Annotated in this window: 15 protein-coding genes and 1 other RNA gene; 8 read left to right on the top strand and 8 right to left on the bottom strand. The window is 32.8% G+C overall.

Features of this window, described 5'->3' with window-relative positions:
• The first annotated feature begins 84 nt into the window (after nt 1–84).
• From LUU93_RS16635 to LUU93_RS16625, 3 genes are all read left to right on the top strand, one after another.
• A complete protein-coding gene (locus tag LUU93_RS16635) occupies nt 85–1,137 on the top strand; it encodes a sensor histidine kinase (RefSeq protein ID WP_232682295.1) in 1,053 nt (350 codons plus the stop codon).
• The gene (locus tag LUU93_RS16630) at nt 1,127–1,828 is read left to right on the top strand and encodes a LytR/AlgR family response regulator transcription factor (protein ID WP_232682294.1); all 702 of its coding nucleotides are present in this window, start codon (nt 1,127–1,129) and stop codon (nt 1,826–1,828) included. The genes LUU93_RS16635 and LUU93_RS16630 overlap by 11 nt, the downstream gene beginning before the upstream one ends.
• Before the next feature lie 169 nt (nt 1,829–1,997).
• Complete coding sequence (locus tag LUU93_RS16625) at nt 1,998–3,752, top strand: MFS transporter (protein WP_232682293.1); 1,755 nt, start codon at nt 1,998–2,000, stop codon at nt 3,750–3,752.
• A 116-nt stretch (nt 3,753–3,868) separates the two neighbouring features.
• On the opposite strand, the gene LUU93_RS16620 is transcribed toward LUU93_RS16625, so the two are convergent.
• From LUU93_RS16620 to ffs, 4 genes are all read right to left on the bottom strand, one after another.
• A complete protein-coding gene (locus tag LUU93_RS16620) occupies nt 3,869–4,363 on the bottom strand; it encodes a hypothetical protein (protein ID WP_232682292.1) in 495 nt (164 codons plus the stop codon).
• Between the two features lie 90 nt (nt 4,364–4,453).
• A complete protein-coding gene (gene fsa / locus LUU93_RS16615; protein WP_071638751.1) occupies nt 4,454–5,110 on the bottom strand; it encodes a fructose-6-phosphate aldolase in 657 nt (218 codons plus the stop codon).
• Nucleotides 5,111–5,315: 205 nt separating this feature from the next.
• Nucleotides 5,316–6,119, bottom strand: coding sequence for an SDR family oxidoreductase (locus LUU93_RS16610; protein WP_232682291.1), 804 nt, complete (start codon nt 6,117–6,119; stop codon nt 5,316–5,318).
• A 150-nt stretch (nt 6,120–6,269) separates the two neighbouring features.
• Nucleotides 6,270–6,367, bottom strand: an RNA gene (gene ffs / locus LUU93_RS16605) — signal recognition particle sRNA small type.
• A gap of 88 nt (nt 6,368–6,455) precedes the next feature.
• On the opposite strand from ffs, the gene LUU93_RS16600 reads away from it, so the two are divergent.
• Together LUU93_RS16600 and hutI are read left to right on the top strand one after the other, a co-directional pair.
• Nucleotides 6,456–7,505 (top strand): glutaminyl-peptide cyclotransferase, encoded by a 1,050-nt coding sequence (locus LUU93_RS16600; RefSeq protein ID WP_232682290.1) that lies wholly within the window; start codon nt 6,456–6,458, stop codon nt 7,503–7,505.
• A 121-nt stretch (nt 7,506–7,626) separates the two neighbouring features.
• Nucleotides 7,627–8,862, top strand: a complete 1,236-nt coding sequence (gene hutI / locus LUU93_RS16595; protein ID WP_232682289.1) for an imidazolonepropionase — start codon at nt 7,627–7,629, stop codon at nt 8,860–8,862.
• Between the two features lie 318 nt (nt 8,863–9,180).
• Here the strand turns inward: hutI and LUU93_RS16590 are convergent, their stop codons facing one another.
• Nucleotides 9,181–10,062 carry a DUF8428 domain-containing protein gene (locus tag LUU93_RS16590; RefSeq protein ID WP_232682288.1) on the bottom strand — a complete coding sequence of 294 codons (882 nt, stop codon included), beginning with the start codon at nt 10,060–10,062 and terminating at the stop codon, nt 9,181–9,183.
• Between the two features lie 96 nt (nt 10,063–10,158).
• Between LUU93_RS16590 and LUU93_RS16585 the strand changes: the two genes are divergently transcribed.
• Nucleotides 10,159–11,205 (top strand): formimidoylglutamase, encoded by a 1,047-nt coding sequence (locus LUU93_RS16585; RefSeq protein WP_232682287.1) that lies wholly within the window; start codon nt 10,159–10,161, stop codon nt 11,203–11,205.
• A gap of 124 nt (nt 11,206–11,329) precedes the next feature.
• A complete protein-coding gene (locus tag LUU93_RS16580) occupies nt 11,330–12,577 on the top strand; it encodes a DEAD/DEAH box helicase (RefSeq protein WP_232682286.1) in 1,248 nt (415 codons plus the stop codon).
• Here the strand turns inward: LUU93_RS16580 and LUU93_RS16575 are convergent.
• A complete protein-coding gene (locus LUU93_RS16575; protein ID WP_232682285.1) occupies nt 12,574–14,760 on the bottom strand; it encodes a response regulator in 2,187 nt (728 codons plus the stop codon). The genes LUU93_RS16580 and LUU93_RS16575 overlap by 4 nt on opposite strands.
• Before the next feature lie 340 nt (nt 14,761–15,100).
• On the opposite strand from LUU93_RS16575, the gene LUU93_RS21725 reads away from it, so the two are divergent.
• Nucleotides 15,101–15,232, top strand: coding sequence for a hypothetical protein (locus LUU93_RS21725; RefSeq protein ID WP_255669505.1), 132 nt, complete (start codon nt 15,101–15,103; stop codon nt 15,230–15,232).
• Nucleotides 15,233–15,333: 101 nt separating this feature from the next.
• On the opposite strand, the gene LUU93_RS16570 is transcribed toward LUU93_RS21725, so the two are convergent.
• Both LUU93_RS16570 and aroC read right to left on the bottom strand, forming a co-directional pair.
• Entirely contained in the window at nt 15,334–16,620 is a 1,287-nt protein-coding gene (locus LUU93_RS16570) for a dicarboxylate/amino acid:cation symporter (protein WP_232682284.1), read from the bottom strand.
• Nucleotides 16,621–16,671: 51 nt separating this feature from the next.
• The gene (gene aroC / locus LUU93_RS16565; RefSeq protein WP_232682283.1) at nt 16,672–17,730 is read right to left on the bottom strand and encodes a chorismate synthase; all 1,059 of its coding nucleotides are present in this window, start codon (nt 17,728–17,730) and stop codon (nt 16,672–16,674) included.
• Between the last annotated feature and the right edge of the window lie 44 nt (nt 17,731–17,774).

The raw sequence follows: 17,774 nt of genomic DNA, 5'->3' as shown, positions 1-17,774 counted from the left end.
AAAAATTGCGATTTAACCAGTAATTGTGTAAAGTTGCACAGTAATTACAAAGCTTTACAAATAATAACAAAACGTTAAAAAAAGTTGAACGAAATTCAAAAATTAAAATTTGACATAAAACTTAAAAATCACATTTGGTTTTGGGGTTCTTATTTCACTCTCAACTTTTTACGATGGGGAGCTTACTTCAACGATTATCCGTATTCATTTAAATCGAACTTGATTGAGTTTTCCCTTCATATACCTTTGGTGTATTTCAATCTTTTCGTTTTAGTACCAAAATACGTCCTTAAACAAAAGTATATTACCTATACTCTTGCACTTATTGTTAGCCTATTTGGAATTTATTTACTAAAAACTGCCCTTACCTATTATATTATATCCGAAAATATCTGGCCGGAAGCCAACAGAGAATATCATCCTTTTGAAATCAATCATATCGTAGCAGTCTGTATTGGCGAATTGTATGTTTTGGCAATGGCATCATCAGTATACCTAACCTTAACCTGGCTTCGCGAAAGGGAAAGAAACAGATCGCTGAGAGAAAATCAGTTTAAAATCAAACTGAAATATCTTGAAAATCAAATTCAGCCGCATTTCTTTTTTAATACTTTAAATAATCTTTACGCCTTATCTTTAGAATCTTCAGATAAAGTTCCAGATGTAATTATCAAGCTTTCCAATTTGATGGAATATGTGCTGTATGATGTAAAGGGAACCAAGTTTGTACCGCTGATAAAAGAGATAGATTATATCCAGAATTACATTGAAATTGAAAAGCTCCGTTTTGAAAATGTAGAAGTTACGATTAATTTAGAATCAAACATTGAAGACATTGTTGTGCCGCCATTAATATTTATTTCGCTGGTCGAAAATGCTTTTAAACACGGCGGAGTAAATAATAATAACTTTAAAATTAAAATCAATTGTAAAGTTATTGACAATAAAATGTTAGACTTTGAAATCTTAAATAATTTTGTAATTTCACAAAATGTTAACCCTAAAGGCGGCATTGGCTTATCTAACACAAAGAAGAGACTAAAATTAATTTACAAGAATAATTTCAGTTTAAAAGATAAAATAAAACTGAATTACTATATAATTCGTTTGCAAATACCTATTCATAATGAAAATTAAATGTGTATTGATTGATGATGAACCTTTAGCAATCAAAGTGCTGCAAAATTACTTTAACAATTTTACAGATTTTGAAGTTATCGGTACATTCAATAATTCTTTAGAGGCTCTGGATTTCATAAACAGTACTTCTGTAGATGCCGTTTTTTTAGACATTAATATGCCAATGATGACTGGCTTTGAGCTGATAAGCTTAATCGAAAACAAAACCAAAGTTATCATCACAACCGCTTTTAGAGAATTTGCTGCCGAAAGTTACGATCTTGATGTTCTGGATTATTTAGTAAAACCTATTCCGCTTCCGAGATTTATTAAATGTATCAATAAAATTACAACCGAATTCAATTTAAAAAACAATATTAAAATTGATGCAGCCAAAGGCGATTCGCATATTTTTATTAAGGTTGATAAAAAAATGATGAAAATTAATATTGAAGAAATTCTTTTTATCGAAGGAATGAAAGAATATATAAAGGTTGTAACACCTGATAAAACCTATATTACGCACAAATCTTTGACTTCATTATCTGAAGAGTTGCCGGGAGATCGTTTTTTGCGCATCCATAAATCCTACGTTATTGCGCTGAATAAGGTCAAATCTATTGAAGGAAACCGTATTCAAATTCAGTCTTACACAATTCCAATAGGCAGAAATTATAGTAAAGATGTAAAAAACAAAATTCTCGAATAAAATTTTAACATTTCTAACTCTATATAAATTAACACATTGTTGAATAAATAAGGTTGTTCGTTTAAATTTAACATTATTTTCGATCAATAATTTTTTTTTGATATACTTAACAAATATATTTACGGTCTTCAAAAAACAATTTTATTAAAAAATTAACCTTATTACAATTATGAGTTCAGAAAATGTTCAAACCAAATGGGGACAGTTTATCTCATTGATAATCGTCTTCTTCTTTTGGGGTTTTGTTGGTTCTGCCAATGATATCCTGATTCCAGTATTCAAAAAAGTATTTACTTTATCTCAAGTACAATCACAGTTAGTTGCCTGGGCATTTTATGCTGCGTATTTTGTAGGTTCGATAATCTTCTTTTTAGTTTCTTTAAAAAGAGACGTATTACAAAAATTTGGATACAAAAAAACATTATCTGCAGGATTAATTCTTTCTGCTGTCGGGTCATTTTTGTTTATCCCAGCAGCCTCATTTGGAAGTTTTCCTTTCTTTTTAACCGCACTATTTATCGTAGGATTAGGGTTTTCAATTCAACAAATCGTAGCCAATCCATTGGCAATTAAAATGGGAAATCCTTCAACCGGTGCTCACCGTTTAACTTTAGCAGGAGGAGTAAATTCTTTTGGAACAACAATTGGTGCTATCTTATTAGGGATCGCATTATTTGGAATGGGAAAAGACGAAGGAAAGAAAAAAGATCTTAAATCAATAGAAATTATACAAAATGATTTCACTAAATTAAGAAATGAAATAGCTGAAAACATAAAAGAAATTTCCAATGACAATATAGATTCAAAAGAAATCACACAAGCAGCATCTTCATCATTAACTAAGCAAGTTGGCCAAATTGATTTACAGTTGGCTGAAATTTCAAAAAACTTAAACAACCCATCAGTTTCAGTAAAGCCTTTTGTTAAACAATATGAAACGATTGAAAAAGATGTAGCAAAAATTCAATTACCTCTTGAAGTTGTTAAATCTAAATTACAATTAGTAAAATTTCCTTTTACAATCTTAGGATTTGCATTTATTGTGGTTGCAATTTTTATGTACTTCTCAAAAATTGAAGATCCGGTAAAAGAAGACGAAGAAGAAATTAAAGTAGCACATGAAAAATTCAACATTTTAGATTATCCTCAATTATACTTAGGAATGTTAGGAATCTTCATTTATGTTGGAACTGAGGTTACCATTATTAGTAATCTGCCTGCTTTATTAAAAACAAGTGAATTCGGAAGCATTTTAGAAGACTCTATTGCCCCATTCATCGCCCTTTATTGGGGAAGTTTAATGATTGGACGCTGGAATGGAGGAGTTAACGTTTTTAATACTTCAAACTTAGTAAATACTGCATTAAAATTTATAGTTCCAGCTCTTGCATTTGGAGTAATTATTGGGGCTAATATTTTTGCAGCTCATGATGTTTCTTCATTCTATATTTACCCAATCTGGATTTTATTATTTATAGCAGTAAGTTTTGTGGGAGGTAAAAATGCCGGAAAAACTTTAATGCTTTTCGGAATATCAGGATTATTAATGATGGTTGCCGGATTAGCTTATCCAAATCCTGAAATTGCTAAATTCTTCTTTATTTCCGGTGGATTATTCTTATCTATCATGTGGCCTTCTATCTTTGATTTAGCAATTGCTGGTTTAGCTAAAAATACAGGAAAAGCATCTTCTTTCTTAATTATGATGATTCTTGGAGGGGGAGTTATTCCTTTGATTCAGGGAAGTATTTGCGATCTTGACCTTACCAAACCTGAAGGGATTTTTGGAATTACATGGACACATTTCTCTTATATAGTACCACTTCTTGGTTTTGCGTATTTAGGATTCTATGGTTTCTACTGCCCTAAAATATTAAAAAGACAAGGAATCAGCCACGTTGAAAGCGAAGGCGGCGGTCACTAAAATTTTAGAAATACCAATATAAAAAATCCAAATTCCAATTTTATAATAGGAATTTGGATTTTTTTATTTACAAAAAGAAAACCTATGAACCTTTGCATCTCTGAACCTTTGTGCCTCTATTTAGCATTAATAACATTATTCAGGTTCTTCTTAAAAACAGCTCTATTTTGTTCTGATATTTGATAAACAACATCTTTATCAGCATGAACAATAACTTTGTCAATATTCTCTGCTGCAAGAGCTTGCGGGTCTTTAATTTTTAAAGTACAGGCTCCATCAAAAAAACCATCATCTTCGATAATTTTCTTTGCCTCAATAGCGGTTCCATCACTTAAAACTGCAGAAATTGTCATTTCTTTATTTAAGGTTTTAGAATAAAATCCGTCCATAACAAGAAGCAGTCTATACGTATTTTTCATTTCAGGACCTTTAAACTCATGCCTCGTAATATTATACCGAAGCCCTTTTGCCAAAGACTGAAATGCTGCAGAACAATCTAATTCAAATGTCGCTACATCGCCGGCATCATTTACACTCTTCAATATTTCAGCTGTCTGCGCATTTATTGAAATAACGGCAAAAAAAGATAAAACTATCAATATTACTTTCATAATCAAAAATTTAAGTTTCCTATAAAAGTAAAAAAAATCGCCTTTTCTCGTTAGAAAAAAGGCAATTTTAATTTTATAACTATCTAAGGATTACTTATTTCCTTTTTCGAAATCAGCTACGAATTGAGCCAGACCAATATCAGTTAAAGGGTGTTTCAACAATCCGTAAATTGCAGAAAGTGGTCCTGTCATAACATCAGCACCAATTTTAGCACAGTTTACAATATGCATTGTGTGACGTACAGAAGCTGCTAAAATTTGAGTTTCGTAACCGTAATTATCGTAAACTTCTCTAATTTCCTGAATTAAGTTTAATCCGTCAGTCGAAATATCATCTAAACGACCCACAAACGGAGAAACATAAGTAGCTCCGGCTTTAGCTGCCAAAAGAGCTTGCCCTACAGAGAAAACAAGAGTTACATTAGTTTTAATTCCTTTATCAGAAAAATATTTTGCAGCCATAACTCCTTCTTTAGTCATAGGCAGTTTTACAACGATTTGGTCATGTAATTCAGCTAATTCCTCACCTTCCTTAATCATTCCGTCATAATCAAGAGCATTTACTTCAGCACTTACATCCCCTTCAACAAGATTGCAAATGTCAACATAATGCTTTAAAATGTTATTTTTTCCGGTAATTCCTTCTTTAGCCATTAATGACGGATTAGTTGTTACTCCATCTAAAACACCTAAAGCTTGTGCTTCTTTAATTTGTGCCAGGTTAGCTGTGTCAATAAAAAATTTCATAATCTATTTAATTAAAATTGGTTGATTTATTTTTTGAGCGTGTCCGCCACGACGAATGTACTTTATCTTTATTTCTTTTCCATAAAAAACTCTGTCACTCACGCAAATCTAGCTGCAAAATTACAAAATCAATATTAATAACCTTTTCAAAATCAAAACCATTTTGAAATTATATGTTACAAATAAATGTATTTTTCACATTTATTTATAGTTTATAATAATTCATAAGTATTTTCTCATATACTTTATCCGGAAGTGCGCGTTTTAAAACAATTGAAAATTTTTGCATAAATACACCAACTTTGTAATGCACTTTTGGTTTGTCTTTTTGTATGATTTTAAAGACCGCTTCTGCCATTTCATTCGGATTACTTCCCGCATCAACATGTTCATTCATTGCTGCAAGCGTATTGCCATAGGCCTTTTCATAAGCAGAATCTTTTAAAACTGGTGCATGATAACGTCCAGATGCAATATTTGTCGCAAAATCGCCTGGGGCAACGTTTGTAATTTCAATTCCAAATTGCTTTACTTCCATTCTTAAAGCTTCGGTAATTAATTCTAATGCTCCTTTTGATGCTGAATAAACACTTCTGTAAGGCAGTCCCATATAAGCCGCAATCGATGTTATATTAATAATAAGACCTGATTTTTGCTTGCGCATTTGCGGCAAAACAGCTTTCATCACCTCGATTGGACCAAAGAAATTTGTTTCAAAATTGTTTTTGATTTCTTCTATCGGAATTTCTTCTAAAGGCCCAGTAATTCCAACTCCTGCATTATTAATTACAATATCTAATCTTCCGGAAGTTTCAATAACTTTATTTACGGCAGTTTTAATTGAATCAGCATTTCGAACATCTAAAGCCACCAAAGGAAAAACTGAATTCGACACTTTCTCAGGATTTCTGCTCGTTCCGTAAACAACAAAACCTTTTGCATGCAGGAATTCTCCAATTGATTTTCCGATCCCTGAAGATCCTCCGGTAATTAAAACGACTTTACTCATTATTTAAGTTATAAGTTTTTAGTTATTAAGTTATGAGTTTTGTGCCGGAACTTTTAACCTCTAACACTTAACTTCTAACTTCGCTCAGGCCCAAAAATAAAAAAATCCTCCCGAAGGAAGACTGCTTTTATACAAATTCTAAAAAATAAAAAGTGGCAAGCGACCTACATCGCACCGCTCAACCACGTACCCTTGCTATGTTCCCATCCTGGGGGAGTCTGCAGGAGCTGGTCGTGTAGGACTTGCCGGTGCAAATATACAATCTTTTTATATTTTTGCAAGAGCTTTGCTGCTATAAAAATATCGTTGTATATTGGCTTATTCAAATTTTAAACTATGAAAAAATATAACTTCCTAACTGTCATTTTATTAGGAATTACATTAATTGGATGTAACGGCACAAAAAAAGGTGAAAATTCTTTATTTACTATCGATGATTCTGCTTTTCCAGCGCATTTTCTGCCAAAAGAAGCGGTTTCTATCGGAATTTTAAATCTAAATTCGAAAGAAATCGACAGCATTGTTTACTTTGTTAACGACAAAAGAGTGGGAAGTAAAAAAGGAACTGAGAAATTTAAATTTGAACTAAAAGATCAAAAATTAGGTTATCAATACTTAAAAGCTACTGCTTATTTTGGAAGTGATTCATCGGACGCAACAAAAAGAATTGAAGTTGTATCAGACGTTCAGCCTAAGGCGTTAAAATACAAAATAGTAAATACTTTTCCACACGACCCAGAAGCTTTTACTGAAGGTTTAGAATTTCATGATGGCGTTTTATTTGAAAGTACGGGGCAAAAGGAAGATTCATACTTTAGATCTGTTGATTATAAAACCGGAAAAGTAATTAAGCAGGTTGATCTTCCTAAAGAATATTTTGGAGAAGGTATTACTTTTATTAATGGGAAAATTTACCAATTAAGCTGGCAGGAAAAAACAGGTTTTATCTACGATGCAAAAACTTTAAAATTAGAAAAGACTTTTAAATACGATAAAGATATTGAAGGCTGGGGAATGACACATGATGATAAATACATTTATCACTCTGACGGAACAGAAAAAATCTGGAAAATGGATCCAAATACTCAAAAACTAATCGATTATATCAATGTGTATTCTGGTTCTTCAAAAATTAAAGCAATCAATGAATTAGAACTAATCGATGGGAAATTCTATGTAAATGTTTGGCAGAAAGACGCAATTGCGGTTGTAAACCCAACATCTGGCGCAGTTGAAGGAATATTAAACCTTGCTGATTTACGCAAATTTATTAAAGCTCCAAAAGCAGAAGTTTTAAATGGAATTGCTTACAATCCTCAAACTAAAACAATTTTTGTAACAGGTAAATACTGGGAAAAAATGTTTGAAATCACAGTTTCAGAATAATAGTGAGACAATATTCAAATTTTTAAATTCCAAATTCCAATAATACGATACAAATTTCACGAGTTTTCACAATTCATTAGTGAAAATTCGTGAAATTTGTGTTTTATAATAATCCTAATCAATGATCACATTAATAAAAAACATAAAAGAACTGCTCCAGGTCCGTGAAACTTCTGTTCCTAAAGTTTCGGGAACTGAAATGGCAGTACTTCCTACTATTAAAAATGCTTTCTTAATTATAAAAGACAATTTAATTGCTGATTTTGGTTCGATGGAAAATTTACCCGAAATCGAAGTTGATAAAGTTATTAATGCTGCTGGTCGCGTCGTTCTTCCAACTTGGTGTGACAGCCATACGCACATTGTATACGCAGGAAACCGCGAACAGGAATTTGTAGACCGCATTAATGGATTTACTTATGAAGAAATCGCTAATCGCGGCGGCGGTATTTTAAATTCGGCTAAAAAATTAAACGAAACTTCTGAAGAAGAAATCTACGAACAGTCAAAACTTCGACTTGAAGAAGTTATGCGCTTAGGAACGGGTGCTGTAGAAATAAAATCCGGTTACGGATTAACTGTTGAAGGTGAATTAAAAATGCTTCGTGTAATTAAGAAACTTGCTCAAAATTATCCAATTTCCATAAAAGCAACTTTTCTTGGCGCGCATGCTTTTCCAACACATTATAAAGAAAACAAAGCAGGTTATATTGATGAAATTATAACTAAAATGCTTCCTGAAATAGCTCAAAATAAGTTAGCAGATTATGTAGATGTTTTCTGCGAAAGCGGTTATTTCTCTGTCGAAGAGACAGAAAAAATTATGCAGGCCGGAATTGAATTCGGCTTAAAACCAAAAATTCACGTGAATCAGTTTAATTCTATTGGCGGAATTCAGGCTGGCATTAAATTTAATGCACTTTCTGTCGATCATCTTGAAATAATGAACTCAGAAGATATTGAAGCTTTAAAGAATACAGAAACGATGCCGGTTGCATTACCATCTTGTTCTTATTTTTTAAGCATTCCGTATACACCGGCACGCGAAATGATTAAAGCAGGTTTGCCTTTGGCATTAGCAACAGATTTTAACCCTGGTTCTACTCCATCCGGAAATATGAATTTTGTTGTAGCAACTGCATGCATAAAAATGAAAATGACCCCGGAAGAAGCTATAAATGCCGCAACAATAAACGGCGCTTACGCAATGGGGCTTTCTGATACACACGGAAGTATTACAAAAGGTAAAAAAGCCAGTTTAATTGTAACCAAACCAATTTCATCTTACTATCAAATTCCTTATGCTTTTGGAAGCAATTTGATTGAAGATGTTATTATTGAAGGTGAAATTATATGATGCACTAAAAAGATTCGCAACGGTTAAAACCGCTGCTTACGTCAATCATCTGGCATTTATATAACATTTCAAATACAGCCAGTGGTTTCAACCACGGGAAACGTATTATCAAACACCGCGTATCCGCAACGGTTGAAACCGCTGCCTATGTCAAGCATCTGTATTTATATAACATTTCAAATATAGCTCGTGGTTTCAACCACAGGAAACATATGGCTAAGAAATAGCTGTAATTGAATCCATAAAAAAAGGCCTGTGAAGAAAAATCACAGACCTTTAATATTTTAGTGGTATTATTACTTAAGCGACGATGAGAATTTATCTCAAGCTGAAACTAGTTTTAGAAACTAATTCATCATTATCAAAAACATTGATAAAGTATGTTCCTTTAGCAAAATCTTTTCCAGGTAAATCTTCTGTAACATTTACAGTTTTGTTTTCATACTTTACAGTAGTTTTAAAGCTGTATGTTAAAGAGTTGTCACCAAAACTTTCTGTTTTTTTCTCGCCTAAAACGTTGTTTTTTGCATCGATAACCTGAACATAATATGTTTTATCTCCAGATTTTGCAATTTGGTTTTCAGCAATTGTAAAACTTATTTTTAAAACATCAGCACGGCTTGCTTTGTCTGTTTCAACTTGTTTTCCTGAGCTTCTTAATTTGTAAGCTGCAGTCTTAGTGTTCGTAATTGATAATTTAGAACCTCTTTCAACTGTTTTTGCAAGCTCCTCATTTTGACCTATAAGTACTTCGTTATATTTTTTAGATTCGCCTAAAACTGTAATTGTACTATCTCTCTGAACCGTTAAAACACCATTTTGTTTTTTCAATTCGTCATTCTCAGCAACAAGAGTTTTCATTTTGCCCTGCATTGCCTGAACTTGAGATCTGTATTTAGAAACGTCGCCTTTAGATTTATTTAAATCTGCCATTAAAGCGACAACTTTATCTCTTTCCTGAATTAATTCATCAGACATTGACGTGTTTTCAGCAATTGCAGCATCATAAGTTGCTTTTAATTCCTGTAAATCTTTCATAACAGATTCTTTTTCTGTCATTGAGGTTGTCAATTCTGTTTTAACCACTTCAGTATCAGAAGAAAGTTTAAAAATATACACTAAGCTACCAATTAGTAGGACTGCTAAAACCGCTATTACCGCTTTTAGACTTGAATTGTTGTTGTTCGTTGGGTTTTCCATATTGAATAATTTTCTTTAATAACAAATTTAAGAATTAATATAGTTAATAACGTAAGTTGTCACAATTATATTATTTTTGGAAAATAAATTTTTTTCATGGAGAAATTAGTTCCTTTTACTGTCAATGATTTGGCAAAAGTCACAAATCATCGTAGTGGTGAAATAAAATTCGGAGAAAAAATGATTGTACTTCCTAAGGGAGCGGATAAAATCAAATTTTTGCAAGAATCGGAAGCGAAGTATGTGTTGTTAGGAATTCCCGAAGATATTGGTGTGCGGGCGAATTATGGAAGACCCGGCGCGGCATCTGCCTGGAAAAGTGCTATTAAAAGCATTGCAAATATTCAGCATAACAGATTTTCTAAAGGAAGCCAGATTATAGTTCTGGGCCACTTAGATGTTACCGAAGAAATGCGCGATGTCGAAAAATTAGATTTTAATGATATCGACGATCGTTCTAAACTAAGTCAATTAGTAGAAAAAATCGATAAAGAAGTTTCGCATATCATATTTACGATAATTAAAGCCGGAAAAATTCCAATTATTATTGGCGGCGGTCATAATAATGCTTACGGAAATATTAAAGGTTCGGCTTTAGCCAAAGGAAAACCAATCAATGCCATTAATTTTGATGCTCATTCTGATTTTAGGATTTTGGAAGGACGTCACAGCGGAAATGGTTTTTCTTACGCTTATGAAGAAGGTTTCCTTAAAAAATACTTCATTTTTGGGCTTCACGAAAATTATACTTCAAAAAGCGTTTTAGATATCATTAAAAAACTCGAAGATCGTGTACGCTACAATACGTATGACAGCGTAAATATTCGCAAAGAAAAAGATTTCGACAGAGAAATGGCCCTGGCTCTTGAATTTATCAAGACAGATTCATTTGGAATTGAAATTGATTTAGACGCAATTCCAAATATTGCCAGCAGCGCTATGACAATAAGCGGTTTTTCGGTAGAAGAATTAAGGCAGTTTATTTCGTTTTTTGCACAGCATAGAAATGCTGCATATTTGCATATTTGTGAAGGTGCGCCAGATCTTGCCGATTCTCCAAACAATAATTTAATTGGAAAATTAATTGGCTATCTGGTTACAGATTTTATAAAAGCAAATAACGAAAAAGATAAAATTAATTGAAGAGCAAATGGTCTGCAGCCACATATTTCCCAAATAATAGAAGATTCAAATAAACGATTGACCGAATAAACCTATCTTTGCACAGAATTTAGTACTTAAAACTAAAGTTCTTAATTAATAAGATATGTTATTCGAAGATTTATCACTTTCAAAAAGTATACAAAAAGCCGTATTTGAAGAAGGCTACCTAAATCCCACTCCAATTCAGGAAAAATCGATTCCGATTGTTTTAGCCGGACGGGATTTAATTGGCTGTGCACAAACGGGTACGGGAAAAACTGCCGCATTTGCTATTCCAATTATACATCAACTGCACCGAATTGTGGGTTCATCAAAAAAAGCCAAACAAATCCGTGCCCTTATTGTAACTCCTACCCGTGAGCTAGCGGTGCAGATTGGGCAGAGTTTTGACACGTATTCTAAATATACCAATTTAACGCAATTAACGATTTTTGGCGGTGTTTCTCAAAATCCGCAGGTCGATGCTTTAAAAAATGGTGTTGATGTTTTAGTTGCTACTCCGGGCCGATTATTAGATTTACAAAAACAAGGTTTTCTTGATTTAAATCATTTACACACTTTAGTTCTGGATGAGGCCGATCAAATGCTGGATATGGGGTTTATAAACGATGTAAAAAAGATCGTAAAACTTACTCCTAAAAACAGACAAACTTTACTTTTTTCTGCTACAATGCCTATTGCGATTCGCGAATTGGCAGAAATGTTTTTGCAGGATCCGGAAAAAGTTGAAGTTTCTCCGGTTTCATCAACTGCTGAAAACGTTGAACAGCGCATTTATTTTGTCGACAAAACAGAAAAAAGAAACCTTTTATATCATTTGATTAAAAATGAAAATTTATCAAATGTGCTGGTTTTTTCAAGAACAAAACATGGCGCTGATAATGTTGTAAAAGCACTGCGCAAAAAAGATATTCCGGCAGAAGCTATTCACGGAGACAAATCGCAAAATGCGAGACAGCGTGTTTTAGATGCTTTTAAAAATAAAGAAGTTGGCGTTCTTGTTGCTACAGATATTGCGGCGAGAGGAATTGATATTGATCAATTACCGTATGTAATCAACTTTGATTTACCTAATATTCCGGAAACGTACGTACATCGAATTGGCCGTACAGGGCGTGCAGGAAATGGCGGAATTGCCATTTCATTTTGCGGTAAAGACGAAGAACCTTACTGGAAGGATATTAAGAAATTAATAAAAGTCGATGTAAAAATTATTACAGACCATCCTTACCCATGGCATGCAGGAAGTCCTGAAGCCGGCGAAAAACCTAAAAATTCAAACCGAAGCGGCGGTGCTCACAAATCGAGAAAATCTAGTGCTTCAAAACAAAATAAAAAACGCTGGTATTAACCAGCGTTTCTTGCTTCACTTATGAGGTAATTTAAAATCTTAAACAGCTTAACCGGCTCAAAAGGTTTCACGATAATGTCATTCATCCCTGATGAAATTGCTTCATCTGTGATTTCATCTTTATCAAAAGCAGTCAAAGCTACTATTGGAGTTTTTATGCCTAGCTGACGAATTCTTTTTGTTGTTTCAAACCCGTTCATTAACGGCATATTAATATCCATTAAAATAAGATCAAACTGTTCTTTTTCTAATATTGAAAGAGCTCCAAAACCATCATCAACTACTTTACATACAAAATTATTTTTTTCAATGATTTTCTTGGTCACCAATTGATTAATCAGGTTATCTTCGACAATAAGAATTTTGTATATATCACTTGAAGTTAAATCGACTTCGATATTTTCAATAATCTTCTTTGTTTTGAGTGGATCGTGTTCAAAAGGGATGGCAAATGAAAAAGAAGTTCCAGCACCAAGGTCGCTTTCCAGAGTGATTGAGCTTCCAAAAAGCCCTAATAATCGTTTTACAATACTTAAACCTAATCCTGTTCCCTGATAGTCTTCTTCTTTTCTGCCAACCTGAACAAATTTTTCGAATATTTTATTTTGATCTACAGCAGCAATCCCAACACCATTATCTTTTATCAGAAAATTTAAATAATAAAACTTCCCTTCTATTCTGTCCAGTTTAACCCTAATTTCAACTTCTCCGTCTTTAGTAAATTTTAAGGCGTTACTAACCAGATTCATTAAAATTTGTGCAAGACGAAGTTTATCCCCAATTAAATATTCAGGGATTGCTGTATCAATTTCAACATTAATTTTATTGTTATTTTTTTGAGATAAAAACGAAAGTGAATTTTTGATCACAGTTATCTCATCTGAAATATTAAATGTTAAACTCTCCAGAACGACTTTATTCTCTTCAATTTTATTGATTTGCAGAATGTCATTTACAAGGGATAATAAATATCTGGCCGAAAATTTTAACGCACTTAGATGTTCACTTTGAGATAATTCTTTATGTTCTTCTAAAAGCATATTTGTGATCCCTACAACACCATACAGCGGAGTACGCAATTCGTGGCTTATAGTAGAAATAAACTGGGTTTTGAGCAAAGAGGCTTCTTCTGCAATTTCTTTGGCTTTTAAAAGCTCCAAATTGTGTTTTTTCTTAAATCCGATATTCTTAACTAATGTAACAATTAAGAAAAGCAGTATAAACGAAATCAAAATAAACAGGATTACAATAATCCTCGATTTTTTAAGGCTTTGTAACTGGGATGTTTTTTCATTTTCGATTTTCTCTATCTGCCTTTTGTATTCATCCAGTTCTAAGTTTAAACCTGCTATAGAGGCTTTTTTTAGCTTTTCCTGACTATAAAGTTCACCTGTGATTTTATTATATATAACCAGATTATCATAAGCTTCTTTATGTTTTCCTATTTTACTTAAAAATTTAGAATACTCTAAATGTGCATATGCCAAATCCGGTTTATCATCTTTAGACTTGTTATAAGAAATCGCTTTTAGAAAATATGTAGTTGCTTTATCATTTTCTTTTTCACTGGCCCAATACATTCCATTTAAAAAATTTAAAGCAATATCATTCGATTTTCCTTTTAAATCATTTTGGTGCTTATTAATATACTGTAAGTACGGCAGTCCTTCTTTATAGTTTCCTATTTTGAAATACGACCAAACTATATTAAGGTTGGTTATAGCAACTTCTTTCAGGTATTTTTGCTGCCTGCCAAATTTTAATGATTCTTTATAATAAGTAATTCCGTCATTATACATTTTTTTTTCAAAAAAATATAAATTACCTAAATTACTGGTTATCATCATTCTTAAACTAACGATATTAGATCGTTCTGCGTAGAATAATGCTTTCTTATAAAAAAACACAGCCTTATTAACTTCTCCCAAATCGTGAAAATTAATTCCGATTATATTATAGTTCCTCGAAATTAAAGTGTCGTTTTTTATATCAAATGCATATTGCAGGGCAATTCCGGATTTTTTTAAGGATTTTTCGTAATTAGTTTCATCTAAATAGTCACAGGCTTCTTGCGTTAATTTTTTAACTTTTATGAGAGGTACAGTATGGTTTTGAGCTGGTAACTCAAGACTAAATATGTTTAAAAAAGTAAAAATTAAAAAACAAAATCTATAATGAAGCATAACTTGGGATATGTTTATTCAAATATACATTATTATAATAATACACAATAGCAGTATTTACCTTAATAATCTAAAGATTTAACAATCATTTTTTAATTGTATCATCCAAAAAAATAGAATACTAAACAAGATATTTAAATATTTTATTAGTCTAACATTTTTTAATATTCTTAATAAAAACTCTTTCAAAGATTATAAGATCTCTGCCTGCTAAGTACTCTTCATTATAAAATATTTAATAAAAATATTACAATAATAAAAAATAACACTATTTTTAACAAAATTAAAAGACACAAGCCCCAAGTGTTTTAGAAGATTGGAGCATTAAAATTAAAAAATTATGTTAGAAAACTTTTTAAAATTTGCAGAAACAGAAAAATTGACTAAAGCACAGCAAAAAACTATTACAGGAGGTGATACAACAGCACCTGAAGAAGATGCTGACAGAAAAGGAAAAGTAGCTGCTAAATAAGTTTATTGGCAGCTCTTTTTTGTTCAGCCGCAAACTGTATAAAAATTTAAAAAACCGTAACAAACAAAGGCTTGTTACGGTTTTATATTTTAAAGGATATATTATTTTTTTTCAGCTATATTCAAATCCTCTTCTTTGCCATTTTCCCATTGCCCAACAACCGAAGTGGCTAAAGCATTTCCTAAAACATTTGTTGCACTTCTAAACATATCACAGAAATGATCAATTGGCAGGATTAATGCAATACCTTCAATAGGAATTTTAAACATCCCGCAAGTAGCTGCAACAATTACCAAACTCGCTCTTGGCACGCCTGCAATACCTTTACTGGTTAACATTAAAACCAAAAGCATAGCCATTTGCGTTCCTAAATCTAAGTGTACGCCATAAAACTGAGCGATAAATATACTGGCAAAAGTCATGTACATCATACTTCCGTCTAAGTTAAACGAGTATCCTAACGGCAGCATGAACGCTACAATTTTATCTTTTACCCCAAAATCTTCTAGTTCTTCTGTTAATTTAGGAAAAACTGCTTCACTGCTTGTTGTTCCAAAAGCAATCGCTAACGGCCCAATAATTCGTTTTAATAACTCAGTCATTCTTCCTTTTAAGAAAACATAACCAACAACAACCAAGACAACCCATAAGGTACTGATCCCTACTAAAAATGATCCGAAAAATTTAAAATAGGTAATAATTAATTCCTCTGCATCTCTAATGGCAAATACTCCGGCAATAGCACCAAAAACACCAATTGGAGCAAAGTTCATTACATAGTTTACCATTTTTAAAACAATATGCGAAGCTTTATCAAAAGCGTTTATAATTGGTTTTACAGTACTGCCTAATGAAGCAGCAGCTAATCCAAAAAAGATAGAAAATATCACAATCTGTAAAATTTCATTAGTTGCCATTGCTTCAAAAATACTTTTAGGAACAATATGCTCAACAAAATTTTCTACAGATAAAATTTTAGTTTTAGCTGTAACCTCAGTAGCTGCAGCCATATCAACGTGATCTAATTTTAAACCAACTCCTGGTTTTAAAATATTCACAAAGAATAATCCAATTAATAAAGATATAAATGAAGCTGTAAAAAACCAGCCAAGTGCTTTTCCTCCAATTCTCCCAACGGTTTTTATATCGCCTAATTTTGCAATTCCTACTACTAAAGTGGTAAAAACTAAAGGAGCAATAATCATTTGCACTAATCTGATAAAGATCGTAGCCAGCATTTTTATTTTATTACTAAACGATACTGCTGCCTCTTGTGAAATTGAATTATGAATAATAATTCCCAGCGCTGCTCCAAGTACCATTGCAATTATAATCTGCCCGGTTAATCCTGATAAAAATGATTTCTTTTTGGTTTCTGTAACTTGCATTAATTTACTTTTTGATTATTAAAACATAAGACCCTCACTGTCTTATTTTTATTAATATGTTTTGTTGATTAAATAAAAATCAGCCAAAACAATCGCAGCCATCGCCTCAACGATTGGTACTGCACGAGGCACCACACACGGATCATGACGTCCTTTTCCGGTCATTGGTGTAATATTTCCTTTATTATCTAATGAGTCCTGAGTCTGCATGATAGTCGCAACAGGTTTAAAAGCAACTCTAAAGTAAATATCCATTCCGTTGCTTATTCCGCCCTGGATTCCGCCTGAAAGATTTGTTTTTGTAGTTCCGTCAGGGTTATATAAATCGTTATGTTCACTTCCTTTCATTTCAGAACCAGAGAAACCGCTTCCGTACTCAAAACCTTTTACTGCATTAATAGAAAGCATTGCTTTTCCTAATTCAGCGTGCAGCTTATCAAAAACCGGTTCTCCCAAACCAACCGGAACATTTTGAATTACACATGAAACTACACCTCCAACAGTATCACCCTGCTTGCGGATATCACGAATATATTCTTCCATAATGGCTGCCGATTTTTCATCCGGACAGCGAACTGGATTGCTTTCGATTTTTGAGAAATCTAATTCCTGATATGGTGTATCTAAATGAATTGGACCTACCGAAGATACGTAGGCATTAATTTTAATTTGAGGAAGCATTTGTTTTGCAATAGCCCCAGCTACTACTCTGCTTGCTGTTTCGCGGGCAGAACTTCTTCCGCCGCCGCGATAGTCACGAAAACCATACTTTTGATCGTATACATAATCTGCATGGCTTGGCCTGTAATTATTTTTTATATGCGAGTAATCGTCTGATTTTTGATTGGTATTTGGAATAATAAAACCAATTGGAGTTCCGGTAGTTTTTCCTTCAAATATTCCAGATAAAAACTGAACCGCATCTGGTTCTTTTCGTTGTGTTACGATAGCCGACTGCCCCGGTTTTCTTCGAGACATTTCAACCTCAATTGCTTCTAAATCAAGTTGTATTCCTGATGGACAACCGTCTATAATTCCGCCCAGAGCTTCACCATGAGATTCTCCAAATGTTGTAACCTTATATAGGGTGCCGTAGCTATTTCCTGCCATTGTTATTTGTTTTGAGCAAATGTAAGTTTTATGAATTAAATTAA

Source organism: Flavobacterium soyae (assembly GCF_021245985.1).
Taxonomy (GTDB): domain Bacteria; phylum Bacteroidota; class Bacteroidia; order Flavobacteriales; family Flavobacteriaceae; genus Flavobacterium; species Flavobacterium soyae.
The sequence above is the reverse complement of the archived record's forward strand: the minus strand, read 5'-3'. Positions and strand labels throughout refer to the sequence as shown.